24 protein-coding genes are annotated in these 20,270 nt (G+C 73.5%); 10 read left to right on the top strand and 14 right to left on the bottom strand.

Features of this window, described 5'->3' with window-relative positions:
• Positions 1-18: 18 nt before the first annotated feature.
• From AB0K14_RS22100 to AB0K14_RS22090, 3 genes are read right to left on the bottom strand one after another with little or no spacing between them, the layout of a single operon-like run.
• Positions 19-732: a hypothetical protein gene (locus tag AB0K14_RS22100; RefSeq protein ID WP_360455434.1), complete on the bottom strand. Its 714-nt coding sequence runs from the start codon at positions 730-732 to the stop codon at positions 19-21.
• A gap of 3 nt (positions 733-735) precedes the next feature.
• The gene (locus AB0K14_RS22095; protein WP_360455431.1) at positions 736-2,166 is read right to left on the bottom strand and encodes an aldehyde dehydrogenase family protein; all 1,431 of its coding nucleotides are present in this window, start codon (positions 2,164-2,166) and stop codon (positions 736-738) included.
• Positions 2,163-2,345 (bottom strand): hypothetical protein, encoded by a 183-nt coding sequence (locus tag AB0K14_RS22090; RefSeq protein WP_360455428.1) that lies wholly within the window; start codon positions 2,343-2,345, stop codon positions 2,163-2,165. Before AB0K14_RS22090 ends, AB0K14_RS22095 begins: the two co-directional genes overlap by 4 nt.
• Before the next feature lie 81 nt (positions 2,346-2,426).
• Here AB0K14_RS22090 and AB0K14_RS22085 point away from each other — a divergent pair, with 81 nt between their 5' ends.
• From AB0K14_RS22085 to AB0K14_RS22070, 4 genes are all read left to right on the top strand, one after another.
• Positions 2,427-3,695 carry a PucR family transcriptional regulator gene (locus tag AB0K14_RS22085; protein WP_360455426.1) on the top strand — a complete coding sequence of 423 codons (1,269 nt, stop codon included), beginning with the start codon at positions 2,427-2,429 and terminating at the stop codon, positions 3,693-3,695.
• A 55-nt stretch (positions 3,696-3,750) separates the two neighbouring features.
• Positions 3,751-4,215: a hypothetical protein gene (locus AB0K14_RS22080; protein WP_360455423.1), complete on the top strand. Its 465-nt coding sequence runs from the start codon at positions 3,751-3,753 to the stop codon at positions 4,213-4,215.
• A 31-nt stretch (positions 4,216-4,246) separates the two neighbouring features.
• Positions 4,247-4,735: a hypothetical protein gene (locus tag AB0K14_RS22075; RefSeq protein ID WP_360455420.1), complete on the top strand. Its 489-nt coding sequence runs from the start codon at positions 4,247-4,249 to the stop codon at positions 4,733-4,735.
• Positions 4,736-5,023: 288 nt separating this feature from the next.
• Complete coding sequence (locus AB0K14_RS22070; protein ID WP_360455418.1) at positions 5,024-6,385, top strand: serine/threonine-protein kinase; 1,362 nt, start codon at positions 5,024-5,026, stop codon at positions 6,383-6,385.
• A gap of 121 nt (positions 6,386-6,506) precedes the next feature.
• On the opposite strand, the gene AB0K14_RS22065 is transcribed toward AB0K14_RS22070, so the two are convergent.
• The 5 genes from AB0K14_RS22065 to AB0K14_RS22045 form a co-directional block, all read right to left on the bottom strand.
• Entirely contained in the window at positions 6,507-7,463 is a 957-nt protein-coding gene (locus AB0K14_RS22065) for an LLM class F420-dependent oxidoreductase (RefSeq protein ID WP_360455415.1), read from the bottom strand.
• An 8-nt stretch (positions 7,464-7,471) separates the two neighbouring features.
• Complete coding sequence (locus AB0K14_RS22060) at positions 7,472-8,119, bottom strand: HAD family hydrolase (RefSeq protein ID WP_360455412.1); 648 nt, start codon at positions 8,117-8,119, stop codon at positions 7,472-7,474.
• Between the two features lie 216 nt (positions 8,120-8,335).
• Positions 8,336-9,253 carry a sensor histidine kinase gene (locus AB0K14_RS22055; RefSeq protein WP_360455409.1) on the bottom strand — a complete coding sequence of 306 codons (918 nt, stop codon included), beginning with the start codon at positions 9,251-9,253 and terminating at the stop codon, positions 8,336-8,338.
• A gap of 55 nt (positions 9,254-9,308) precedes the next feature.
• A complete protein-coding gene (locus AB0K14_RS22050) occupies positions 9,309-9,803 on the bottom strand; it encodes a GNAT family N-acetyltransferase (RefSeq protein WP_360455406.1) in 495 nt (164 codons plus the stop codon).
• Between the two features lie 10 nt (positions 9,804-9,813).
• Positions 9,814-10,185 carry a hypothetical protein gene (locus AB0K14_RS22045; protein ID WP_360455404.1) on the bottom strand — a complete coding sequence of 124 codons (372 nt, stop codon included), beginning with the start codon at positions 10,183-10,185 and terminating at the stop codon, positions 9,814-9,816.
• 51 nt (positions 10,186-10,236) lie between these two features.
• On the opposite strand from AB0K14_RS22045, the gene AB0K14_RS22040 reads away from it, so the two are divergent.
• Positions 10,237-10,419 carry a hypothetical protein gene (locus AB0K14_RS22040; protein ID WP_360455401.1) on the top strand — a complete coding sequence of 61 codons (183 nt, stop codon included), beginning with the start codon at positions 10,237-10,239 and terminating at the stop codon, positions 10,417-10,419.
• A 142-nt stretch (positions 10,420-10,561) separates the two neighbouring features.
• Here AB0K14_RS22040 and AB0K14_RS22035 read toward each other — a convergent pair whose 3' ends face one another.
• A complete protein-coding gene (locus AB0K14_RS22035) occupies positions 10,562-11,368 on the bottom strand; it encodes an SDR family NAD(P)-dependent oxidoreductase (protein ID WP_360455398.1) in 807 nt (268 codons plus the stop codon).
• Positions 11,369-11,466: 98 nt separating this feature from the next.
• Between AB0K14_RS22035 and AB0K14_RS22030 the strand changes: the two genes are divergently transcribed.
• The 5 genes from AB0K14_RS22030 to AB0K14_RS22010 all read left to right on the top strand — a co-directional run bounded on the left by AB0K14_RS22030 (position 11,467) and on the right by AB0K14_RS22010 (position 15,765).
• Positions 11,467-12,423, top strand: coding sequence for an exopolyphosphatase (locus AB0K14_RS22030; RefSeq protein ID WP_360455396.1), 957 nt, complete (start codon positions 11,467-11,469; stop codon positions 12,421-12,423).
• Positions 12,395-12,925 (top strand): STAS domain-containing protein, encoded by a 531-nt coding sequence (locus tag AB0K14_RS22025; RefSeq protein WP_360455393.1) that lies wholly within the window; start codon positions 12,395-12,397, stop codon positions 12,923-12,925. Before AB0K14_RS22030 ends, AB0K14_RS22025 begins: the two co-directional genes overlap by 29 nt.
• A 5-nt stretch (positions 12,926-12,930) precedes the next feature.
• A complete protein-coding gene (locus AB0K14_RS22020; protein ID WP_360455390.1) occupies positions 12,931-13,371 on the top strand; it encodes a DUF4383 domain-containing protein in 441 nt (146 codons plus the stop codon).
• Positions 13,355-13,993, top strand: coding sequence for a hypothetical protein (locus AB0K14_RS22015; RefSeq protein ID WP_360455387.1), 639 nt, complete (start codon positions 13,355-13,357; stop codon positions 13,991-13,993). Before AB0K14_RS22020 ends, AB0K14_RS22015 begins: the two co-directional genes overlap by 17 nt.
• A gap of 197 nt (positions 13,994-14,190) precedes the next feature.
• Positions 14,191-15,765, top strand: coding sequence for a S8 family serine peptidase (locus AB0K14_RS22010; RefSeq protein WP_360455384.1), 1,575 nt, complete (start codon positions 14,191-14,193; stop codon positions 15,763-15,765).
• Between the two features lie 66 nt (positions 15,766-15,831).
• On the opposite strand, the gene AB0K14_RS22005 is transcribed toward AB0K14_RS22010, so the two are convergent.
• The 5 genes from AB0K14_RS22005 to AB0K14_RS21985 form a co-directional block, all read right to left on the bottom strand.
• Positions 15,832-16,191: a DUF2203 domain-containing protein gene (locus AB0K14_RS22005; RefSeq protein ID WP_360455381.1), complete on the bottom strand. Its 360-nt coding sequence runs from the start codon at positions 16,189-16,191 to the stop codon at positions 15,832-15,834.
• A gap of 133 nt (positions 16,192-16,324) precedes the next feature.
• The gene (locus tag AB0K14_RS22000) at positions 16,325-17,482 is read right to left on the bottom strand and encodes a glycoside hydrolase family 6 protein (protein WP_360455378.1); all 1,158 of its coding nucleotides are present in this window, start codon (positions 17,480-17,482) and stop codon (positions 16,325-16,327) included.
• Positions 17,483-17,602: 120 nt separating this feature from the next.
• On the bottom strand, positions 17,603-18,532 hold the full coding sequence (locus AB0K14_RS21995; RefSeq protein ID WP_360455375.1) for an ornithine cyclodeaminase family protein: 930 nt from the start codon (positions 18,530-18,532) through the stop codon (positions 17,603-17,605).
• A complete protein-coding gene (locus tag AB0K14_RS21990; protein WP_360455372.1) occupies positions 18,529-19,620 on the bottom strand; it encodes an alanine racemase in 1,092 nt (363 codons plus the stop codon). The genes AB0K14_RS21995 and AB0K14_RS21990 overlap by 4 nt, the downstream gene beginning before the upstream one ends.
• Entirely contained in the window at positions 19,617-20,261 is a 645-nt protein-coding gene (locus AB0K14_RS21985; protein WP_360455369.1) for a helix-turn-helix transcriptional regulator, read from the bottom strand. Before AB0K14_RS21985 ends, AB0K14_RS21990 begins: the two co-directional genes overlap by 4 nt.
• Between the last annotated feature and the right edge of the window lie 9 nt (positions 20,262-20,270).

Raw genomic sequence — 20,270 nt, 5'->3', positions numbered from 1 at the left:
CACCGTACGGATTGTCGCTCAGTCGAGGCCGGATTCCTTGCGCAATAGGGTCTCGATTCGCCTCATTGGTGTGGAATCCTCACCTTCCACCACGTGCAAAGCGTGGCGGAGTGCGGTCAGGCCGCCCTCGTGCTCCAGGCAGGTCAGCAGGAGGCCGCTCACGTGCACCGCGCTGACCGGGTGGTGCGGCACGGCGGCGGCGATCGACGGGGGCAGCAGGTCCAGTACCAGCCGGCGGGACTCCTCGCGGGCCATCGACGGCACCGCCATCAGGGCGTGGAACAGCGCCTCGGTGTCCGGCACGCTCGCGTCGAGCAGCCAGACGGGTTCGGTCACGCCGGGTACGCGCACGACCCGGTGGCGGTCGGGTTCGGTAAAGGGGTGGGTACGGGCGTAACCCTCCGTCACCGCGATCATGACCGGACGGCTCGACTCGGCGTGGGCGGACCGGAAGGTGCCGGAATCGAGGACGGCGAGCGCTTCGCCGATCTCGCCGTCCGCCAAGACCAACCGCAAGCGCAGCGATGGCCCGGACGAGTCGTTGTGCCGGTGGACGGCCTCGGTGAGCCGCACCGGGAAGCGGTCCGACGGCGGGCGCGTCAGCAGCACGGCGTGGTGCTCGGGCGCGGTGCGTGCGGGTCCGTCGAGGACGGCCTCGACCAGCTGCCGCGCCTGGTCGAGCGCGGTGGTAGGGGTGGTGGCGATCGCGATGACGGCGGGCCGTGGTGTCACGGCTTACAAGTCCAGCCCGGTGAGGACGAGGACCCGCTGTTCGGTGAGGTCCTCCATGGCCGCGCGCACCCCCTCGCGGCCGGTGCCGGACTCCTTGACGCCGCCGTAGGGCATCTGGTCGGCGCGGAAGCTCGGCACGTCGCCCACGATCACCCCGCCGACGGCCAGGCGTCTGGCCGCGCGGAACGCCACCCGGACGTCGTGGGTGAACACACCTGCCTGCAAGCCGAACCGCGAGGCGTTCACCCGGTCGAACGCCTCCTCGACCGACGGCGTCGAGTCCAGCACCACGACCGGGCCGAACACCTCCTCGTCCACGACCTTGCACGCCGGCGGCACGTCGGCCAGCACGGTCGGCTCGTAGGTCGCGCCCGCCCGCCGCCCGCCGGTGAGCACCCGCGCGCCCGCGGCCACGGCCTCGTCCACCCACGCCTCGACCCGCCGCGCGGCGGCCTCGTTGATCAGCGGGCCGACGTCGGTGTCGGGGTCGGTCGGGTCGCCCGTGCCGAGCTTGCGCACGTGCGACACCACGGCCTCGGCCAACGCGGGGTACACGTCCTCGTGGGCGTACACGCGCTGCACCGAGATGCACGACTGCCCGCCTTGGTACATCGAGAACGTGGCGATCCGCTGCGCCGCCCGGTCGATGTCCGTCCAATCCGGACAGACGATGGCCGCCGCGTTGCCGCCGAGCTCCAGCACCACGTGCTTGCGCGGCACCCGGTCCAGGATCGAGTAGCCCACCGGGCCGGAGCCGGTGAACGACACCACCGGCAGCCGGAGGTCCTCGGCCAGGGTCCCGGCCACCTCGTTGGGCACCGGCAGCACGGACCACGACCCGGCGGGCAGCCCGGTCTCCGCCAGCAGTTCGCCGAGCAGCAGCGCGACCAGGGGCGTCGTCGGCGCCGGCTTGACCACGATCGGGGCGCCCACCGCCAGCGCGGGCGCAACCTTGTGCGCCACCAGGTTCAGCGGGAAGTTGAACGGCGCGATGCCCAGCACCGGGCCGCGCGGCGCCCGCCGCACCAGCGCGAGCCTGCCGTCCGCCGCCGGGTCGGTGTCCAGCCGCTGCAACTCGCCGGAGAACCGGCGCGCCTCCTCGGCGGCCCAGCGGAACGTCGACACCGCGCGGTTCACCTCGATCCGCGACCACTTCACCGGCTTGCCCGACTCGGCCGTGATCAGCGCGGCCACCTCGTCGGCGCGCTCGGCGAGCCGCCGGGACACGTGGTCCAGCGCCGCCGCCCTGGCGTGCGCGGGCAGGTCGGCGAAGTCACCGGCCACGGCGTGCGCGGAGGCGACGGCCCGTTCCACGTCCTCGGCGGTCGCGTTGGACGTCACGCCCGCCACCGCGCCGTCGTGCGGTGTGCGGATCTCGACCGGGTCATCGCTCGTCGCGGGCTGTCCCGCGACCCAGTACGGCGTCGTCGTCACTCGATGGGCTCCTTCAAGCACGGCCGGGCCTTCTCGGCCGGCGGTTCGTCCGGGATGACGAGCGGTGGCAGCAGGCCGATCACGTTCCCACGGGTGCCGCGCGTCGGCACGACACCCGCCGCGACCGCGCCGTTCGGCCGGGTCGCGTGAGCGGCTGCCTCCGGGCGCGGTCGGGCCATGGCACCAGCATCGACCGGTCGGGCGTCGGAGGACAGTGTCCGAGGTGGCCGGCAGGCGTGCTCGGGCTGTACACAGTGGCCATGGCGGTGACGGTTCGGGCGTTGGCCCGCGAGGTCGGGCTGGACGTGCTCGTGGACACCGGGCTGGACCGGGTCGTGGCGTGGGTGCACAGCACCGAGCTGGCCGATCCGACGCCGTTCCTGGAGGGCGGTGAGCTGCTGCTGACCACCGGCATCGCGCTCGGGCCGCACGAGGAGTACGTGCGGCGGCTGGTGGCGGCGGGCGCGGTGGGGCTCGGGTTCGGCACCGGGTTGAGCCACGACCGGGTGCCCGAGGACCTGGTCCGGGCCGCCGGGGAGGTCGGCCTGGCGCTGCTGGAGGTGCCGCGGGACACGCCGTTCATCGCGATCACCAAAGCCGTGTCGCGGGCCGTGGCGGCGGACGAGTACGCGGCGCTCGCCCGCACCGGCGCGGCGCAGCGGGCGCTGACCCGTGCCGCGGTGGCCGACGGGGCTCCGGGCGTGGTGCGGCGGCTGGCCCGGCTCATCGACGGCGCGGCGGCGTTGTTGGACCCGGACGGGTCGCCGGTGCACGCCGTGGGCTCGCTGCCCGACCTCGCCGGGCACGTGCGGCGGCTCGCGGCGGCCGGCGGACCGGCGGGCGCCGCGTGGCGGGCGGGGGAGCGGCACGTCGCGATGCAGGTGCTGGGGCGACGTGGCTATCTCGCCGTCGCGGCCGGGCTGCCGTTGGACGCGGGCGTGGTCAACACCGCCGCGTCGCTGCTCACGGTGGCCCTGGCCCGGTCGGACGAGGTGGACGCGGTGCGGCGGGAGCTGCGGGAGGCGCGGTTCCGGCTGGCACTGGCAGGTGTCGCGGTGGACGGGGTGCCCGACGGGTTGTTCCGGGTCTTCGTGCTGCACGAGCGGGCCGAACCCGAGGGGTTCTGGGCGGAGGTGGACGGGCGGGTGGTCGTGCTCGCCGCCGCCGTGGACGTGTCCGCCGCCGCGTCCAGCCCGGTCGACGCGACCGACGTCGCCCGCGGCTACCGGGAGGCGCTGCGGGCGTTGGAGGCGGGCGTGGCCACGTTCGAGGAGGTCGCCGGCGCCGGTCTGCTGGCGCCGGACGCCGCGCGGTTCGCCGCCACCCTGCTCGCGCCGCTGGACGACGTGCTGCGCGAGACGGTGCGGGTGTGGCTGGCGTGCCACGGCCAGGCCGACCCGGCCGCCACGCGGCTGAACGTGCACCGGCACACGGTGCGCAACCGCCTTCGGCGGGTGGAGCAGCTGCTGGGGCGTTCGCTGGAATCCGCAGGCGTGCGCGCCGAACTCTGGCTGGCCCTGCACGCCTGACCGTACGCTGAGCGCACACCGCCGCCGACCACTCCTTAATCCACAAGGGGGACCTTTGGCGCGCCCGCGATTCATAGCCCACACGGCCGGCGTCTTCACCGCCACCGCCGTCCTGCTCGCCGCCGTGTTCACCAGCCCGGCCAGCGCCTGCATCTGCAACCCCGGCAACGAGGCGTTGCGCTACCAGCAGGCCACCTACGTGTTCTCCGGTGAGGTGGTCGCCGAGAAGGTGGAGGAGTCCGTCTACCGCTACACGGTCGTGGTCGACACCGAGTACAAGGGCGACGTGCCGCGCCGGGTCCACGTGCTGACGCAGCGCAACAACTCCTGCGGCCTCACGCTGGAAGTGGGCACCGAGTACCTGGTGTTCGCGAAGGGCGACGTGGCCGACCGCCGGGTGGAGACCGACCAGTGCAGCGGCATCCGGCTCGCCGCGGGCGGCCCGCCGGTGACCACGTCCCCGGCCGGCACCACCACGACCATCCCGACCACCACGCCCTGCGCGACCGCCACCCCGTGACGGTCGACGCCCTGACCCGAGGGGGATTCCCTTGGCACGTCTTCGATTATTCGCCCACGCGGCCGGTGTCGTCACCGTCACCGCCGCCCTGCTCACCGCCGTGTTCACCAACTCCGCCAGCGCGTGCAGCTGCCTGCCCAGCACGGAGGGCGAGCGCTACCAGCGGGCGACCCACGTGTTCTCGGGGGTCGTGCTGAGCGAGTCGGTGGAGGCGGGCGACCCGACGTCGCCCTACGACGACAAGTACCGGTACGCCGTGGCCGTCCGCAAGGAGCACAAGGGCGACGTGCCGCGCCGGGTGGACGTCCTGACGTCCACCAGCGGTGGGACGTGCGGCATCCGACTGTTCCTGGGCACCGAGTACCTGGTGTTCGCCCACGGCGACTCGGCCGACCGCCGGGTGGAGTCGCACTCGTGCAGCGGCACCCGACCGGCTTCGTTCGGCCCGCCGGTGACCACCGTGCCCTCTACCACCACCACGACCCCGCCGACGACAACCTGCGCGACCGCCACACCGTAACGTGGCGCGAGTTCGCCCGGCCGTGCGCCGGAGGTCACTCGGACGGGTGGTCTCCGGCGCGCAGTCGGTCGGCTCGACTCCGTCGACCGCGCCGTGCTCGTACTGTTTGTCCGGGTCGGGGGCGGGTGTCCGTCACGGCTTCGGAGAGCCGAACAGATCGGTGGTTTGTGACAAGCGCGCAACGGGTAGGGAAACGCAGAACCACGAACGAGGTGGCTCGACGTGCCGCGGGACCGGTAACTTCCGGCGTCCGGACCGAAGTCGTCGACGCAGCGGAGGTTCAACCGGATGTGGGACGGTGAGCTGACCGGCGAGGTGGTCGACGGCAGGTACACCCTGGGCAGCCTGTACGGCTCGGGTGGCATGGCCGAGGTGTACCGCGCGCTGGACACCCGTCTCGACCGGAAGGTCGCGATCAAGTTCTTCCAGGGCGAGGCTTCCAGCGAGGACCGGATCCGGCTCGACCGCGAGGCGGAGGTGCTGGGCGCGATGCGCTGCCCCGGCCTGGTCGAGGTGTACGGCACCGGCAGCTTCCGCGGCCGCCCCTACTTCGTGATGCAGCCGGTCGAGGGTGGCACGCTGCGCCGCCGGATGCGCGGCGCGATGTCGCCCGAGGTGGTGGCCGCGATCGGGGCGCAGGTCGCCGGCGTGCTGGCCCACGTGCACGCCAACGACGTGGTGCACCGGGACGTGAAGCCGTCGAACATCCTGCTCGACGCGACCGGGCGGCGCGCGTACCTGGCCGACTTCGGGCTCGCGCTCCAGGCGCAGGTCACCCGGGTCACCCGGTCGGGGATCCTGGTCGGCACGGCCGGTTACCTCGCGCCGGAACAGGTGCGCGGCGGCGACGTGCTGCCCGCCGCCGACGTCTACGCGCTGGGCCTGGTGCTGCTGGAGTGCCTGACCGGGCGGCCCGAGTACCCCGGCGGCGACACGGAGGCGGCGCTGTCGCGGCTGCACCGGGAGCCGCGCATCCCGACCGACCTGCCCGACCCGTGGGCCGAGGTGCTGACCGCGATGACCGCGTCGAGCCCGGCCAGGCGGCCCTCGGCGGCCGAGTGCGAGCGGTTGCTCACGCGGGCGCAGCGGGCGAGCGAGGGGCTGCCGCCGCTGGTCGACGTCGCGGTGGTGGACCGGCCCGCGGTGGCCGAGCCGGTGGTGGAGCACCCGGCGGCCGAGCCCGCGGAGAAGTCGGACAACCGGCTGTTGCTGTTCGGCGCGGCCGCGGCGGCCGGGGTGTTGACGGTGGTCGGTTTCCTGGCGATGGGCAACCCGTTCACGTCGGACTCCGATGACCGGTCCGGGCGGCCGACCACGAGCACCGCGCCGGGCCGGGTCGCCGAGCAGGCGCCGGACACGGGTGCCGCCGTGCCGCTCGACCCGTCGGTCTCGACGGTGACCGTGGTGGAGGGCGCGCCCTCGCGGCAGCCGCAGGACGGGGTGGGCGGTGGTGACGACGCCGAGGGCGATGACGGCCGGGCGGACGACGCCGCACCGACGACCACCACCGCGAAGACCACGACGACCCGGCGGGAGACGCCGGCCAACGCGCCGACGAACGCACCCGTCGTGATCACACCCAACCCCGTGCCGCCGTCGGACGTAGGCCCGCCGTCGAAGAAGCACAGCGGCTCGTCCGGTAGGGGCTGACCCGCCGGCCGGGTCGGCAGAGTGCCTGGTCAGCGCCGGGCGAGTGGGCAGCGCCTGGTCAGCGCAGGGGCGGGCGGGCAAAGCGCCTGGTCAGCGCCGGCCGGGTCGGCACAGTGCCTGGTCAGCGCAGGGCGGGGAGCAGTTCGCCCTTGGCGAACTCCAGGAACTCCGGCTGGTGGTCGCCGCCGATCTGCACCAGCGCCAGGTCGGTGAAGCCCGCCTCGCGGAACTTCGCCACCGCCTCCACCACCGGTCCGACGTCCGGGCCGCACGGGATCCGGGCGGCCACGTCCTCCGGCCGCACGAACTGCGTGGCGCCGGCGAACCCGGCCGGCCCGGGCAGCTCCGAGTTGACCTTCCACCCACCCGCGAACCAGCGGAACTGCTCGTGCGCCCGCTCGACCGCCGCGTCCCGGTCCGGGTCCCAGCAGATCGGCAGCTGACCGATCTTGCGCGACCGCCCGCCCTGGAACACGTCCCACTCCTGGCTCAGCGACGCGTCCGGCTCGGTCGCCACCATCGCGTCGGCCAGCGGCGCGAACGTGCGCACCGACTGCCCGCCGGACACGGCGACCGCGATCGGCACGCGCTGCTCGGGCAGGTCCCACAGCTTGGCCGAGTCGACCCGGAAGTGCTGGCCCGAGTAGTTGACGTACCCGCCGTCGAACAGCTGGGAGATGATCTCCACCGCCTCGCGCAGCAACTCGTGCCGCACGTTCACCGGCGGCCAGCCGCGCCCGACCACGTGCTCGTTGAGGTTCTCGCCCGCGCCGATGCCCAACGTGAACCGGTTGCCCGACAGCAGCTGCACGGTCGCCGCCTTCTGCGCCACCACCGCCGGGTGGTACCGCACGGTCGGGCACGTCACGTACGTCATCAGCTCGACCCGGTCGGTCGCCTGCGTCACGGCGCCGAGCACGCTCCACGCGTAGGGCGCGTGGCCCTGCTCGTCCAGCCACGGCGAGTAGTGGTCGCTCATGACCTCGAAGTCGAACCCGGCCTGCTCGGCCTGGGCGGCGTGCTCGACCAACTCGCGCGGGCCGGCCTGCTCGGTCATCAAGGTGTAGCCGATCCGCACGCTTCCTCCTACGCCATGGGCAGGTCGGTCAGGTCCGCCCGCAACCCGTCGAGCTCCTCGTAGACTGCCGACGCGCCGGAATCGCGCAACTCGGCTTCGCCGAAACCACCCGTGAGTAGGCAAACCGAGGGCAGCCCGGCCCGGCGCGCGGCCTCGCAGTCCCACACCGAGTCGCCGATGACCACGGCCCGGCCGCTGCCGTCGACGCGCCGCAACGCCAACTCGATCAGGTCCGGCGCCGGTTTGCTGTCGTCCACGTCGTCCGCCGACGTCGACGTGATGCCGGCGGCGTCGATCAGCTTCAGGTAGTGGTCCACGTGGTGGCGCTTGCCCGAGCTGGCCAGCACCACGCTGAAGTTCTGCTCCAGCGCCGAGGTGACCAGGCGGTGCGCGCCCTCCAGCGGCCTGACCTCGGCGAGCATCGGCTCGAACGCGACCTCCCACGCCTTGCGCAGGTCGTCGCCGTGCTCCCGTTCCACGTGCTCGCCCGCGACGGCGGCGACGAGCTTGTCGCCGCCCATCCCGATGGCCCGGTGCAGCCGCCAGGTCGGCACGGTGATGTCGAAGCGGCGGAACGCGCGGAACCAGGCCACCGCGTGGTGGTAGTTGGTGTCCACCAGCGTCCCGTCGACGTCGAGGACGAGCGTGTTGGTCATGGGGCCTGGTTAACCCGACCGCACCACCCGCAAACCGGCGGACCTCGCGAACCGCGCCGGCGCCCGGTCCAGGTCGGGGTGCTGACCCGCAGCCGGTTGGGCCGCCACGGCGCACCCCGCACCACCAGTGCAGGACCAGGGCGCACACACCGAGGACGGCCGCGACCGCCCAGGCCGGGGCCACCACCGATGAGCGGGATCCTGCCGGGCGGGTGGTCAGCCGACGTACACGCGGATCGCCGTGCCGTCGTCGCGCGTGTGCACGCGCACCAGGTCGCACAGCAGGTTCACCAGCATCACGCCGTACCCGCCACGCCCGTGCGCGCCGGGGTTGCGCCTGCCCATCATGGGGTTCGCGATCCGGCCCGCGTCACGCACCTCGCACACCACCGCGTCGCCCTCGCGCCACAGCAGCAGCGTGCCGGAACCGCCGCCGTGCACCACGCTGTTGGTGGTGAGCTCGTTGACCGCCAGCACCAGGTCCTCCACCTGGTCGGCGGTCAGTCCCGCCGCGGTGGCGAACCCGGCGACCATCCGCCGGCCTGCGCCCAGGCCGTCGAGGTCGAACCGGTGGGTCAGCGCGTCCGGCGGCGGCGCGGGCAGCGGCCGGTTGAACTCCTCCGCGATCAGGAACGGCTCGCGGTAGCCGGCGCTGGGCCTGCGCCGCTGCCCCTCGACCACGATCGGGTGCGTGGTCTCCGCGTCCCGCACCGCGGTCGGCGTGAGGTTGGTCGTGTCGTACGGGCACAGGATCCAGGCCGGCCGGTCCTCGAACGCGGTGTTGATCAGCGCCTCGTGCTGCACGCACGCCGGGTACTCCAGCTCGGTGCGCTCCGGCCAGGTCGGCTCGCCGATGATCCGCACCCGGCCGGTGGTGGCGACGTTGTCGGTGAACGCGGTCAGCACACCGGGGATGATGCGGCCCGGGTTGCGGCCGGCCCGCCTCATGTCCAGGAACTCGACCTGCTCGGCCTGCCGGCCCAGCGCCCGCCGCATCAGGTCGATGCCCCGTTGCGGCACGGCCACGAGCACCGGCTCGCCCGCCGCGAGACCGTCCCGCACGAACGGCACCGTCCCCGCGAGGTACTGCTCGTCGTCGCGGTACAGCAGTGCCTCGTGCACGAAATCGACCACCGGGAAGCCCTCCGAACGGTGTACTGGCGGGGAGGCCACCTGTCCAGTATCGCTCTCAAACACCGTTACGGACGAGCCTGCGCAGGCAGACGCGGGTCTCGGGGGCCAGACCGCGTGCGGCCTCGGCCGCGATGATCGCCGTGAGACCCGGCGACGGGTCCGTCACCTCGTGGAACCCGAGGCGCCGGTAGTAGGGGCCGTTCCACGGTATGTCGCGGAACGTGGTCAAGGTCAACGCGGTCAGACCGCGGGTAGCGGCCCAGCGCTCGACCTGGTCGAGCAGCGCGGCGCCGATGCCGCGCCGGGCGTGGTCCGGGTGCACGCTGAGCTGCTCCACGTGCGCCGCGCCGTCGACCACCTCCACCGCGACCCACGCCACCGGGTGCGGGTCGGCGGCCACCCAGACGTGCAGGTGTTCCAGCGTGCTCAGCGGCATCGGGTCGTCGTCGGCGATCCCGGGCATCCCGAAGTCGCGGAACGGCTCACCGGAAGCGCGTTCGATCGGGGGCAGCAGCGGCAGTTCGTCCGGTCGGGCGGGGCGGAGGTCCACCGGCCCATGATCAGCCGGCGGTGAGGTTCCCCTCAACCTCATTGGCCAGCGCTTCGAGCAAGCGCGACGGCAGCTGGTCGTCGGGGCAGTCGTCCACCCGGAGCTCGGCGACGCTGCCCGCGGCACCCGCCAGCGAGACCCGCAACCGGCCCCTGCAGCCGTGCCCGGCCAGCGGTTCCCAGGTCAGGAGCAGCTGGTCGTAGTCGGCGGCCAGGCTGACCTGGTGCGGCTCGTCGTGCGCGCGCAGGATCAGCACGTCGTCCGAACGGCCGATCACCTGGTAGGGCTGGGGCAGCCACGAGGCCAGCCGGACGGGGTCGGCGGCGGCGTTGAACACCAGGTCGGGCAGGGCGGGGACATCTCGTCTCGCGTGGATGGTCACGGCGTCACGGTTACCCCGTTCGGCCAGGCGCACACGGGGTAACCAGCGGCCATGACCGCAGCAGAGGGAACCGCGCCGGAGCAACCAGTGGACGACGAGCCGGTCGACCCGGACGAGATCGCCGAGGAAGCGCCGATCGACCCGACCCCGCAGGAGGTCGACGAGTACCGCGCGCTGATCGGCGACGAGGTGCCCGAGCCCGACGACGGCGGGCCGGAGATCCCCGAGTTCTGAGCCGCCGCACGACTCCGGCCTGGCCGGGTCCACGACTCCGGCTTGGCGGGTCCGCGACTCGACCAAGCTGAGGGCCGCGACTCGACCAGGCAGGGGCCGCGACCCGGCCGAGCAGAGGTTCACGACCCGGCCGAGCGGGGGTTCACGACCCGGACGGTGCCAAGCCCGGTTCCGTCATCGTGCGCATCGCCCGCGCCTTCACCGGGTCGGGCAGCACGCGGCCGGCGACCGCCTGCGCCTTGTTGCGCAGCGACCCGGCCACCACGTGGTCGTCACCGCTCATCAGCCCCTCGAACCCGGCCCGCGCGACGTCCGCCGGGTCGTCCTTCGGCCCGGTGGCGATCTTCGTGTCGGTCATGCCCGCCCGGCGGAAGAAGTCGGTGTCGGTCGGGCCGGGCATCAACGCCGTCACGGTGACACCGCTGTCGCGCAGCTCCTCCCGCAGCGACTGGGAGAACGACGCCACGAACGCCTTCGACGCCGCGTACACCGAGTGGAACGGTCCGGGCGCGGTCGCCGCCACCGACGAGGTGAACAGCACCCGGCCGGCACCGCGCTCCACCATCGCCGGCACGAGCCGCTTCGCCAGGTGCACCGCCGAGCCGATGTTGAGGTCGACCACCCGCAGGTGGGCGCGCAGGTCGCTGTCGTCCACGAAGTCGCCGCCGACGCCCACGCCGGCGTTGACCGCCAACGCGTCCACCGGCCGCCCGACCTCCTCGACCACCGCGACCAGGTCTTCGTTGCCCTCGAACGTGGCCAGGTCGGCCCGCGCGGGGTCGACCCGCGCCCCACCGGAGGCCAACTCACGCGCCACGTCGTGCACCCCGTCGTTCTCCGCCGCCACCACCAGGTCGAACCCGTGCTCGACGAACACCTTCGCCAGCTCCAGCCCGATCCCGCTGGACGCGCCGGTCACCACCGCCAACGGCCTCTCGGAAGCACTCATGGCTGTGAACTACCCGGAGTCGGATCACCCAATCCGGTTTCATCCGACGCACCATTGGGCATCCCGTCCGGTACCTCTCTCGCGAATGGTGGTGACGCATGTCCGGAAGACCCCGGCAGGTCGGTGTGCTGGACGTCGGCTGCTTCAGCGCACACCTCGTCGTGGTTTCGGGCTCACCGCTGCACCCCGTCCTCTCGCACAAGACCCGCCTGCGGCTCGACCGGGCGCTCGACTCGCACAACCGACTGCGCCGCGAAGGCGTCGAACAGGTCGTGACCGCGGTCCAGACCGCGCACCGGGTCGCGGAACGGGCCGGTGTCTCCGGCATCGTCCCGCTCGCCACCTCCGTCATCCGCGACGCCGCCAACGCGAGCCAGGTGATCGCCGAGGTCACCCGCCGCACCGGCACGCAACTGCGCGTGCTGCCGGGCAAGGAGGAGGCCCGCCTCGCCTACCGGGCCGCGCGGCACTGGTTCGGCTGGCACGTCGGCGCGCTGCTGGTCCTCGACGTCGGCGGCGGCACGGTGGAACTGGCGGCCGGTGAGGACGTGGACCCGTCGTTGACGCGCTCGCTGCCGTTCGGCGCCCGCACGATGACCCGGCGGCTCGCGCTGGACGAGTCCCTGCCGCGCGACCGCCGGGGCCTGGCCCGCGCGCAGGGGCCGGTGCACGACCGGGTGCGGGCCGCGTTGGACGGGATGTCCGTCGCCGACCACCGGGCCGTCGGCTGCTCGAAGGTGTTCCAGCAGCTCGCGCGGCTGGCCGGGGCACGTCCGCAGCACGAGGGGCCGTTCGTGCCGCGCACCCTGCGGCTGGCCGACCTGCGCGGCTGGATACCCCGGCTGGCACGGATGCCCGCGCCCCGGCGCGCCCGGCTGCCCGGCATCTCCCGGCACCGCGCGGGGCAGTCGTTGGCGGGCGCGCTGGTGGCGGAGGCGCTGATGGTGGCCACCGGGCACGACGAGGTGGAGATATGCCCGTGGTCGACGAGGGAGGGGTTGCTGCTCTCGCTGATCGGGACGGGCGATGACGACGAGTACTACCGGGTGGCGTGAAGGGGTCGGGATGCTGGCGCTGTCGGTCGAGGCTCACCGGACGGGGTGCGCGGTGGTCGTGGCGATCGGGGAGTTGGACCTGGCGGGTGCGCGTCGGGTGCTGGACCGGATGGACCGCCTGGTGAGCGAGGGACGCGACCGGATCGTGCTCGACATGGCCGGGGTGGCGTTCTGCGGCGCGCAGGCGATGAGCGCGTTGGTCCGCACCAGGGCGAGGGCCCAGCGGTCGGGTGGTTGGCTGCGGCTGGCCGCCGTGCCGCCGCACGTGCGGCGGGTGTTCGAGCGCACCGACCTGGACCGGCTGTTCCCGCGCTACCCGGACGTGACGTCGGCGGCGACCGGGCGCGTGGTTCCCGGTGTGGTCGGGCGTGGCGGTTCGGGTGTGGACGGGCACGCCGGTTCGGGTGGTGACGGGCCAGCCGCGGCCGGCCGGGACGGTCAGGTCGTTTCGGGTGGTGATCGCGGGGTAGTCGAGCGGAAACCACCGTCACAGGCGAGGTGATCCGCATGAGTGCGACCACGCGGCTGCCGCACCCGGTCCGCGCGGCGGCGATGGCGGTCGCGGTCGTGTTCCTCGTGGTCGGCGTGCTCGGGTTCGTGCCGGGCATCACCACCCACGTCGACCGGATGACGTTCGCCGGACCCGGGTCCGGCGCGCACCTGATCGGCGTGTTCCACGTGTCCGTGCTGCACAACCTGGTGCACCTGCTGTTCGGCGCGGTCGGCCTGGCGATGGCGCGCACCGCGTCGGCCGGGCGGGCGTACCTGATCGGCGGCGGCGCGGTGTACCTGGTGCTGTGGCTCTACGGGCTGGTCGTGGACAAGGCGGGCGCGGCGAACTTCGTGCCGGTCAACGACGCCGACGACTGGCTGCACCTCGGCTTGGGCCTCGGCATGGTCGCGCTCGGCCTGGCGCTGAAGGGGAACCCCCATGCTCGCAGTGCCTGACGTCGTCGAACCCGCGTTCCGCGTGCTGGCCGGCACGCGCGACGCCAAGGCGTTCCACCCGCGCGGCCGGTGGTTCGAGGGTGTCGTGACCACGACGTTCGACCCCGCGCTGCCGCTGCCGGTCGGCGAGACGGAGGTGGTCGGTCGGCTGTCCAAGGGCGTGGGCACGCCGGGCGGGCTGCCCGACGTGCTGGGGCTGGCGTTCCGGCTGCCGGGACCGTGGGACGTGCTGCTGTCCACCTCCTTCGCCCGCGTGCTGCCCAGGCCGGCGCGGCGGTGGACGAGCGCCCGGTACGGCACCATCAGCCCGTTCCGCTGGCGGGGCGGGCTGGTGTGGCTGGCCGCCGTCCCCGACGCCTGCCGGGTCGGTTCCGCGGCGTTGGACGACCTGCCCGCCGAACTGGGGTTCACGCTGGAGGTCGGCGGCCCGTGGCGGCCCGTCGGCAGGCTCGTCGTCCGGCCGCTGGACGTCGACCGCGACCTGCCCGCGTTCGACCCCGTCCGGAACCGGCCGCCGGGCCTGGACCTGGCTCCCGCCGCGCTCGCCCGTGCCCGCGAGCGCGCCTACCGGGGTAGTCGACGCGGCCGATCGCCCGATCCAGTGACTGCTCCGGACGCATGACCGTGCGTTGCTCCGGGTAGTCGAAGGGTCATGACGAGTCAGTCGGGGTCCGGAGCACGCTGCCCTCTTGGTTCGCACAGCCCTACGTGCCGCTACCCGGATCGTTAGACGTCCCTCGTCGCCGGAGGGTGGGTCCACGTGGCCGCCTGTCTTCACGAAACCCCTGCTGGGCGGTCCAGTGGAACGGAGAACGACCGATGCGACACGATCGCTCGACCCGGCGACGGGTCGTCACGGCCTGCCTGGCGACGGCAGGCCTGCTGCTGGTCGGGGTCGACCCCGGCCACGGCGCCGGGCGCCAGGGCGAGGGCCGGATCCTCGGCGCCGACCGGGAGGGCGCGGTGGCGGGCAGCTACATCGTCGCGCTGCGGGAGTCCCACGTCGACATGCAGGAGACGCCCGCCGTCGCGGAGTCGCTGGTCGCGACCTACGGCGGTGAGGTCAAGCTGACCTACACCACCGTGCTGCGCGGCTTCTCCGCCGCCATGTCCGAGGACCAGGCGCGGGCGCTGGCCGCCGACCCGGCGGTGGAGTACGTCGAGCAGGACGGCGTCGCGCACGCCACCGGCGCCCAGGAGAACCCGCCCTGGGGGCTGGACCGGGTCGACCAGAAGAACCTGCCGCTGGACAAGAAGTACACCGCCAAGGGCACCGGCGCGGGCGTCACCGCGTACGTGATCGACACGGGCGTCCACAAGACGCACGCCGACTTCGGCGGCCGGGCCGTCGACGGGCACGACTTCGTCGACGACGACGCCGAGGCGCAGGACTGCCACGGCCACGGCACGCACGTCGCGGGCACCATCGGCGCCACCACCTACGGCGTGGCCAAGGGCGTGAAGCTGGTCGGCGTCCGGGTGCTCAACTGCCAGGGTTCCGGCCAGTGGTCGCAGATCGTCGGCGGCCTGGACTGGGTCGCGCAGCACGCGGCCAAGCCCGCGGTCGCCAACATGAGCCTCGGCGGCTCGGCCAACACGTCGGTGGACAACGCGGTCAAGAAGACCGTCGCGGCCGGCGTCACGGTCGTCGTGGCCTCGGGCAACGACAACCGCGACGCGTGCAACACCTCGCCGGCGCGCACCCCCGAGGCGATCACGGCGAACGCGACCGACGACGCGGACAACCGGGCCTCGTTCTCCAACTTCGGCTCCTGCACCGACGTCTTCGCGCCCGGCCAGAACATCACCTCCGCCTGGAACAACGGCGCCGAGCGCACCATCAGCGGCACGTCGATGGCGTCGCCGCACGTGGCGGGCGCGGCGGCGCTGTACCTGGGCGCCGCGGCCGCGGCGTCCCCGGCCGACGTGGCCAAGGCCCTGACCGACAACGCCACCGCCGGCGCGGTCAAGAACTCGGGGCCGGGCTCGCCGAACAAGTTGCTGCACACCGGGTTCATCGGCGGCGACAAACCGAACCCGCCGACCTGCGCCGGTGGCTCGAACGCCGACGACGTGGCCATCCCGGACGCCGGTGAGGCCGTCACGTCCGACATCGTGGTGGCCGACTGCGAGGGCAAGGGCGTCGCGGCGACCGCCGTGAAGGTGGACATCGTGCACCCGTACGTGGCCGACCTGGCGGTGGACCTGATCGGTCCGAGCGGTGCGGTGTTCGCGCTGCGGCCCGCGGGCACCAGCAAGGACGCCGACGGCATCCACGAGACCTTCAAGGTCGACACGTCGGCGGAGAACAAGAACGGCACGTGGAAGTTGCGGGTGAAGGACATCTACACCTACGACACCGGCAACGTCGACGCCTGGTCCATCGCCTTCTAGGGCACGAGGACCGACCGACCGCGAGGGTGCGGGCGGGTGGACCGGATCCGGTTCACCCGCCCGTGGTCACGCCAGCGGACGTCGTCCGGCGAAGCCCAGGTCCGTGCGGTGGTACCAGTCCAGGCCTTCGTCGCCTTCGAGCCAGCACAGCAGCACGGGCACGCCGTCGAGCTCGGACGGGAAGTCGACCAGCAGGGGAGCGAAGCCCTTCAGCTCGGCACCGGTCTCCTGCACCGCGGTCATCAACTCGTCGAGCCGGGCCTGCGCCGCCTTGAGCTCGGGCAGCCCGCCGAGGTCGGTCGGTCCGCCGCCGTTGAGCGAGGCCGCCAGCTCGGCGGCGTCGGCCCGGATCGCGACGATCTCCGTGAGCACGGGCAGCAGCCCGGCCAGCTCTTCCCGCGCCTCGGGCACGCTGAACAATGCCACCCCTGGTTCGCCGTGATCCGCCTGACCCGCCCAGGTTACCGCCGCCGTCCGAGACGCCGTGCCGCTGCCCGGCGAGTGGTGGGGGTGGTGGGTCGGGGCCGCCTGGGCGGTCGTCAGGCGGCCCCGCGTCACCTCAGCGCAGCGGCGGAGAGGCGAGCTTCGCCAGTTCCAGGGCCTGCTCGGGCCACCAGCGGCCGGCGGCCGGGCCGCCTTGGCACTCGCCGTCCGACTCGCCCGGGCGCTTGATCCACAGGAACGCGTCCACCAGCGGGATGCCGGTGTTCGCCGTGGGACGTGCGCCCAGACCGCGGCCGGGCGGGTTGCACCAGTCGGTCTCACCCTCGCCGGGCGTGTAGTGGCCACGGCCGTTGCGGCTGGTGTCGAGCACGAAGTGGGTCATCTTCGACTTGCGCACCGGCATCGCGTCCAGCTCCGCGTCGGCCGGGCAGCTGGTCGCACCTTCCTCCGTGCGCAGGTAGATGCACTTGGACACGCGCGTGCCGTACTGGACGAGGTCCTCGGTGAAGCGGTAGTTCGAGGTGTTGAGCGCGAACCCGTCCGCCCGCGTGACACCGCCCCGGAGCAGGCGGTTGACGATGCCCAGCTGCTGTCGCGGCTCGCCGTAGCCCGCGTCGTAGTCGTTGAGCGCCTGCCACGCCGAGTGCCCGGCGTCCAGGTAGACGCGGGTGTGCTTGCCGCGCTTGAGCGCGTCCACGGCGTGGTTGATCTCGCGGAACCGCTGCGGCACCAGCTCCTCGTCCGGCCCGATGGTGCACCACGGCTCGCTGGTCAGCAGGGCCAGGCCGTCCGGCTCGACCACCACGACGGCCTTCTCGTCACCGATGCCGGCGGCGAAGGCGTCGATCCACTCCTTGTACTCCTGCTCGCTGCGCGCGCCGCCCGCGGACCACTGCGAGCAGTCCCGGTAGGGCACGAAGTACGCCACGAGCACCGGCACCTGGTGCTTGGCCCGCGCGGCCCGCACGACGTTCCGCACGTTCTCGCGCACCTGCTCGGCGCCCGCCGTGGTGAACCAGATCGCGGTCGGCTGGGCGGCCACGCCCCGCATCAGCTCGGCGTCGGCGACCCGGCCCTCGGCCTGCCACTGCTCGGCCTGGCGCGCGGCGTTGCCGTCCGGCTCGACGTAGAACGACGTGCCCTTGGGCAGGTGGGGCGGTCCCGCAGCCGTCACGATCCCCTCCGCTCCGGCGCCACTCGCGCCGATCAACGCGCACACCGCGGTCGCCGCCAGGGTCAGCCCGACGCGCCGTCGTCCCGCTCCGTTGCTCACTCGTCTGCTCCTCACGGAGCGCTGCCTGGGAGCGCTCCCAACCGGCCGCAAGCATGCGTCTTGATGAGCTGCATCACAACCCCCGGTCGCGGGTGCGGGCACCGTTTCGCAATGCGGTCGTTACCTGGCGGACCGCGGGGTGAGGCCGGCGGCACGCAGGAGGGCCAGGGCGAGGTGCAGGTCCTGGAGCGCGATGCCCGAGCTGTCGAACACCGTCACGTCGTCGGCCGCCTCCCGTCCCGGCGCACGGCCCGCGAGCACGTCGCCCACCGCGGTCGGCCGGACGTCGGGCACGTGCTGGAACTCGCCGAGCACCGCAGACTGCGCCGGCCAGTCGCAGAACGGCCGCGCGGACGCCAGCAACTCCACCGGCAGCTCCTGCTTGCCCTCGGCGTCGGACCCCATGCTCGCCACGTGCGTGCCGGGCCGCACCCACCCCGCCTCGAACAACGGCGCGCGTGCCGTGGTCGCCGTGACGATGATGTCCGCCGAGCGGCACGCCTCCTCCGGTCCGGTCACCGCGGCCGCCAGGCCCTCGGCCTCCAGCGAGGCCGCGAACCGCGCGCCACGACCGGCATCGCGCGCCACCACGTGCACGGCCGAGAGGTCGCGCACCCGGGCCAGCGCCAAGCACTCGTGCCACGCCTGCGGGCCCGTGCCGAAGACCGCCAACGACCGGGCGTCCGGCCGGGCCAGCACGTCGGCCGCGACCGCGTCGGCCGCGGCGGTGCGGAACGCGTTCGCCAGGCCCGCCTCGACCACCGCCCCGATCCGGCCGGTGTCCTGGTCGAACAGCAGCACCACCGAGCTGTGCCGCGGCACCCCGCGCTCGGCGTTGCCCGGCCAGTAGCTGCCGATCTTCACCCCGGCCGCCTCCGCCGCCGCGGCGGACTTGACCGTGAACCGGTTGGCGGGCGACGACCCGTGCCCCACCACGGCCGGGAACAGGACACCGGAACCCGCCGCCTCCAGCAACGCCGACCGGGCGGCCGCGTAAGCCAGGTCCCGGGTGACCAGCGCGCTCGACTCCTCCTCGGACAGGAAGATCACCAGCCGTTCACCCGCCGCCACGTCGTGCCCGCGTCACCGACGAGGCGGTAGGCGTCGTGCTGCGCGGCCGTGGCGCACGCGTGGTTGGGCAGCACCCGGACCAGCGTGCCGATCGGCAGGTCGGGCAGCGGCGCGTCGCTGCCGGGCCGCACGGACAGGGTGCCGTGCTCCTGGCTCGCGTCGGTCATCAGCAGGTCGGGGAACGGCGGGCCGTCCAGCGGTGCGACCAGGCCGTAACCCTGGTCGACCGGCTGCCGGGACGTGCCGCGGTCGCGCGAGGTGGCCATCCAGCCGCCGTCGGTCATGATCTTCCCGGGCCGGTGGCCGATCACCGTCACCACGACCGACAGCGCGAGGTCGTCCACCGAGCACACGCCGATGCCCGCCATCACCAGGTCGAAGAACACGAAGTTGCCCGCGCGGACCTCCGTCACCCCGGTCAGGTCGGCCGCGGCGTGCGCGGTGGGCGTCGAGCCGACGCTCACCACCGGGCACGCGAACCCCGCCGCGCGCAGGTCCTCGGCCACCCGGACGGCGGCGGCGCGTTCGGCCTCCGCCGCCTCGACGAGCGCGTCACGCGTGTAGCAGAAGTACGACTCGCCCGCGTGGGTCAGCACGCCGCGCAGTTCCGCGCCGTCGAGCGCGGCGGCGATCGCCGTCACCTCGGGCGAGCCGGGCGGCACGCCGCCGCGGTGGCCGTCGCAGTCGACCTCGACCAGGGCGGGGATCGCGATGCCCGCCCTGGTCGACGCCTCGGCCACCGCACGGGCCTGTGCCACGCTGTCCAGCAGCACCACCAGGTCCACCCCACGCCGCCGCAGCGCGAGCACGCGGTCCAACTTGGACGGTGCGATGCCGACCGCGTAGACGATGTCGGTGAAACCCGCGTCGGCGAACGACTCGGCCTCGCGCAACGTCGACACCGTGATGGGTCCCGTGCCGCCGTCGAACACCAGTCGGGCGACGTCGACCGACTTCGCCGTCTTCACGTGCGGGCGCAGGGGGGTGTCGAGCGCGCCGAGGTGGGCGCGCAGGCGGTCGACGTTGCGCCGCACCTTCGACTCGTCCACGAGCAGGTAGGGGGTCATCGCTCCTCATCGGTGGGTTCGGTGCGGCACGCGGCCAGATCGGCGTAGAGGGAGGCGCGCGAAATGCCCAGCCGTGCGGCCACCCGGGGCGCGGCGCCGCGCAGGTGGAACACGCCGCGATGGTCGAGGGCCCGCAGCAGGCGCAGGCGGTCGGGTTTGGCCAGGCCCGCCACCGGCTTGGCCAGGGCCAGTTCCTCGGCGCGCACGACGGCGTCGACGACCTCGTCGACGTCGTCGGTGAACGTCGTGGTCGTCGCCGTGCCGCCACCACCGGCGAGGTCCGCGAGCAGGTCCCCGACCTGGCGCAACGCCGTCACGTCCAGGTTCACGCACAACGCGCCGAACACGTCGCCGTGCTCGTCGCGCAGCGGCATGGTGGACGACTTGACCACCCGGCCGTCGGGCGTGCGGGTCAGGTAGTTGAGCTCGTCGACCGCCTCGTTGCCGCGGGCGAGCACGGCCAGGCCGATCTCGCTCATCGCGCCGCCGACGCGCCGCCCGGTCACCTCGCCCGCCACCGCCACCACCGAGTTGTCCGGCCGCCGGTAGTCGTGCAGCACCACCTCGCACGACCGGCCGAACGTCGCCGCCAACCCCGGCACCAGGTCCTTGAGTGCCCCGAGTATCGCGTCCGCTGTCATACCCGCAGT

Origin of the sequence: Actinosynnema sp. NPDC050801, assembly GCF_040673975.1 — a bacterium.
Taxonomy (GTDB): domain Bacteria; phylum Actinomycetota; class Actinomycetes; order Mycobacteriales; family Pseudonocardiaceae; genus Actinosynnema.
Note: the sequence above shows the minus strand (reverse complement) of the source record. Positions and strands in the feature narration are given on the sequence as shown.

What these genes read in the sequence shown, in the direction of transcription:
- AB0K14_RS22015 (WP_360455387.1), top strand. Translation starts at nt 13,355, where the DNA reads ATGCTCGCAGTGCCTGACGTCGTCGAACCCGCGTTCCGCGTGCTGGCC.
- AB0K14_RS22020 (WP_360455390.1), top strand. Translation starts at nt 12,931, where the DNA reads ATGAGTGCGACCACGCGGCTGCCGCACCCGGTCCGCGCGGCGGCGATG.
- AB0K14_RS22025 (WP_360455393.1), top strand. Translation starts at nt 12,395, where the DNA reads ATGACGACGAGTACTACCGGGTGGCGTGAAGGGGTCGGGATGCTGGCG.
- AB0K14_RS22085 (WP_360455426.1), top strand. Translation starts at nt 2,427, where the DNA reads ATGGCGGTGACGGTTCGGGCGTTGGCCCGCGAGGTCGGGCTGGACGTG.
- AB0K14_RS22030 (WP_360455396.1), top strand. Translation starts at nt 11,467, where the DNA reads ATGTCCGGAAGACCCCGGCAGGTCGGTGTGCTGGACGTCGGCTGCTTC.
- AB0K14_RS22040 (WP_360455401.1), top strand. Translation starts at nt 10,237, where the DNA reads ATGACCGCAGCAGAGGGAACCGCGCCGGAGCAACCAGTGGACGACGAG.
- AB0K14_RS22035 (WP_360455398.1), bottom strand. Translation starts at nt 11,368, where the DNA reads ATGAGTGCTTCCGAGAGGCCGTTGGCGGTGGTGACCGGCGCGTCCAGC.
- AB0K14_RS22090 (WP_360455428.1), bottom strand. Translation starts at nt 2,345, where the DNA reads ATGGCCCGACCGCGCCCGGAGGCAGCCGCTCACGCGACCCGGCCGAAC.
- AB0K14_RS22070 (WP_360455418.1), top strand. Translation starts at nt 5,024, where the DNA reads ATGTGGGACGGTGAGCTGACCGGCGAGGTGGTCGACGGCAGGTACACC.
- AB0K14_RS22010 (WP_360455384.1), top strand. Translation starts at nt 14,191, where the DNA reads ATGCGACACGATCGCTCGACCCGGCGACGGGTCGTCACGGCCTGCCTG.
- AB0K14_RS22060 (WP_360455412.1), bottom strand. Translation starts at nt 8,119, where the DNA reads ATGACCAACACGCTCGTCCTCGACGTCGACGGGACGCTGGTGGACACC.
- AB0K14_RS21990 (WP_360455372.1), bottom strand. Translation starts at nt 19,620, where the DNA reads ATGACCCCCTACCTGCTCGTGGACGAGTCGAAGGTGCGGCGCAACGTC.
- AB0K14_RS21985 (WP_360455369.1), bottom strand. Translation starts at nt 20,261, where the DNA reads ATGACAGCGGACGCGATACTCGGGGCACTCAAGGACCTGGTGCCGGGG.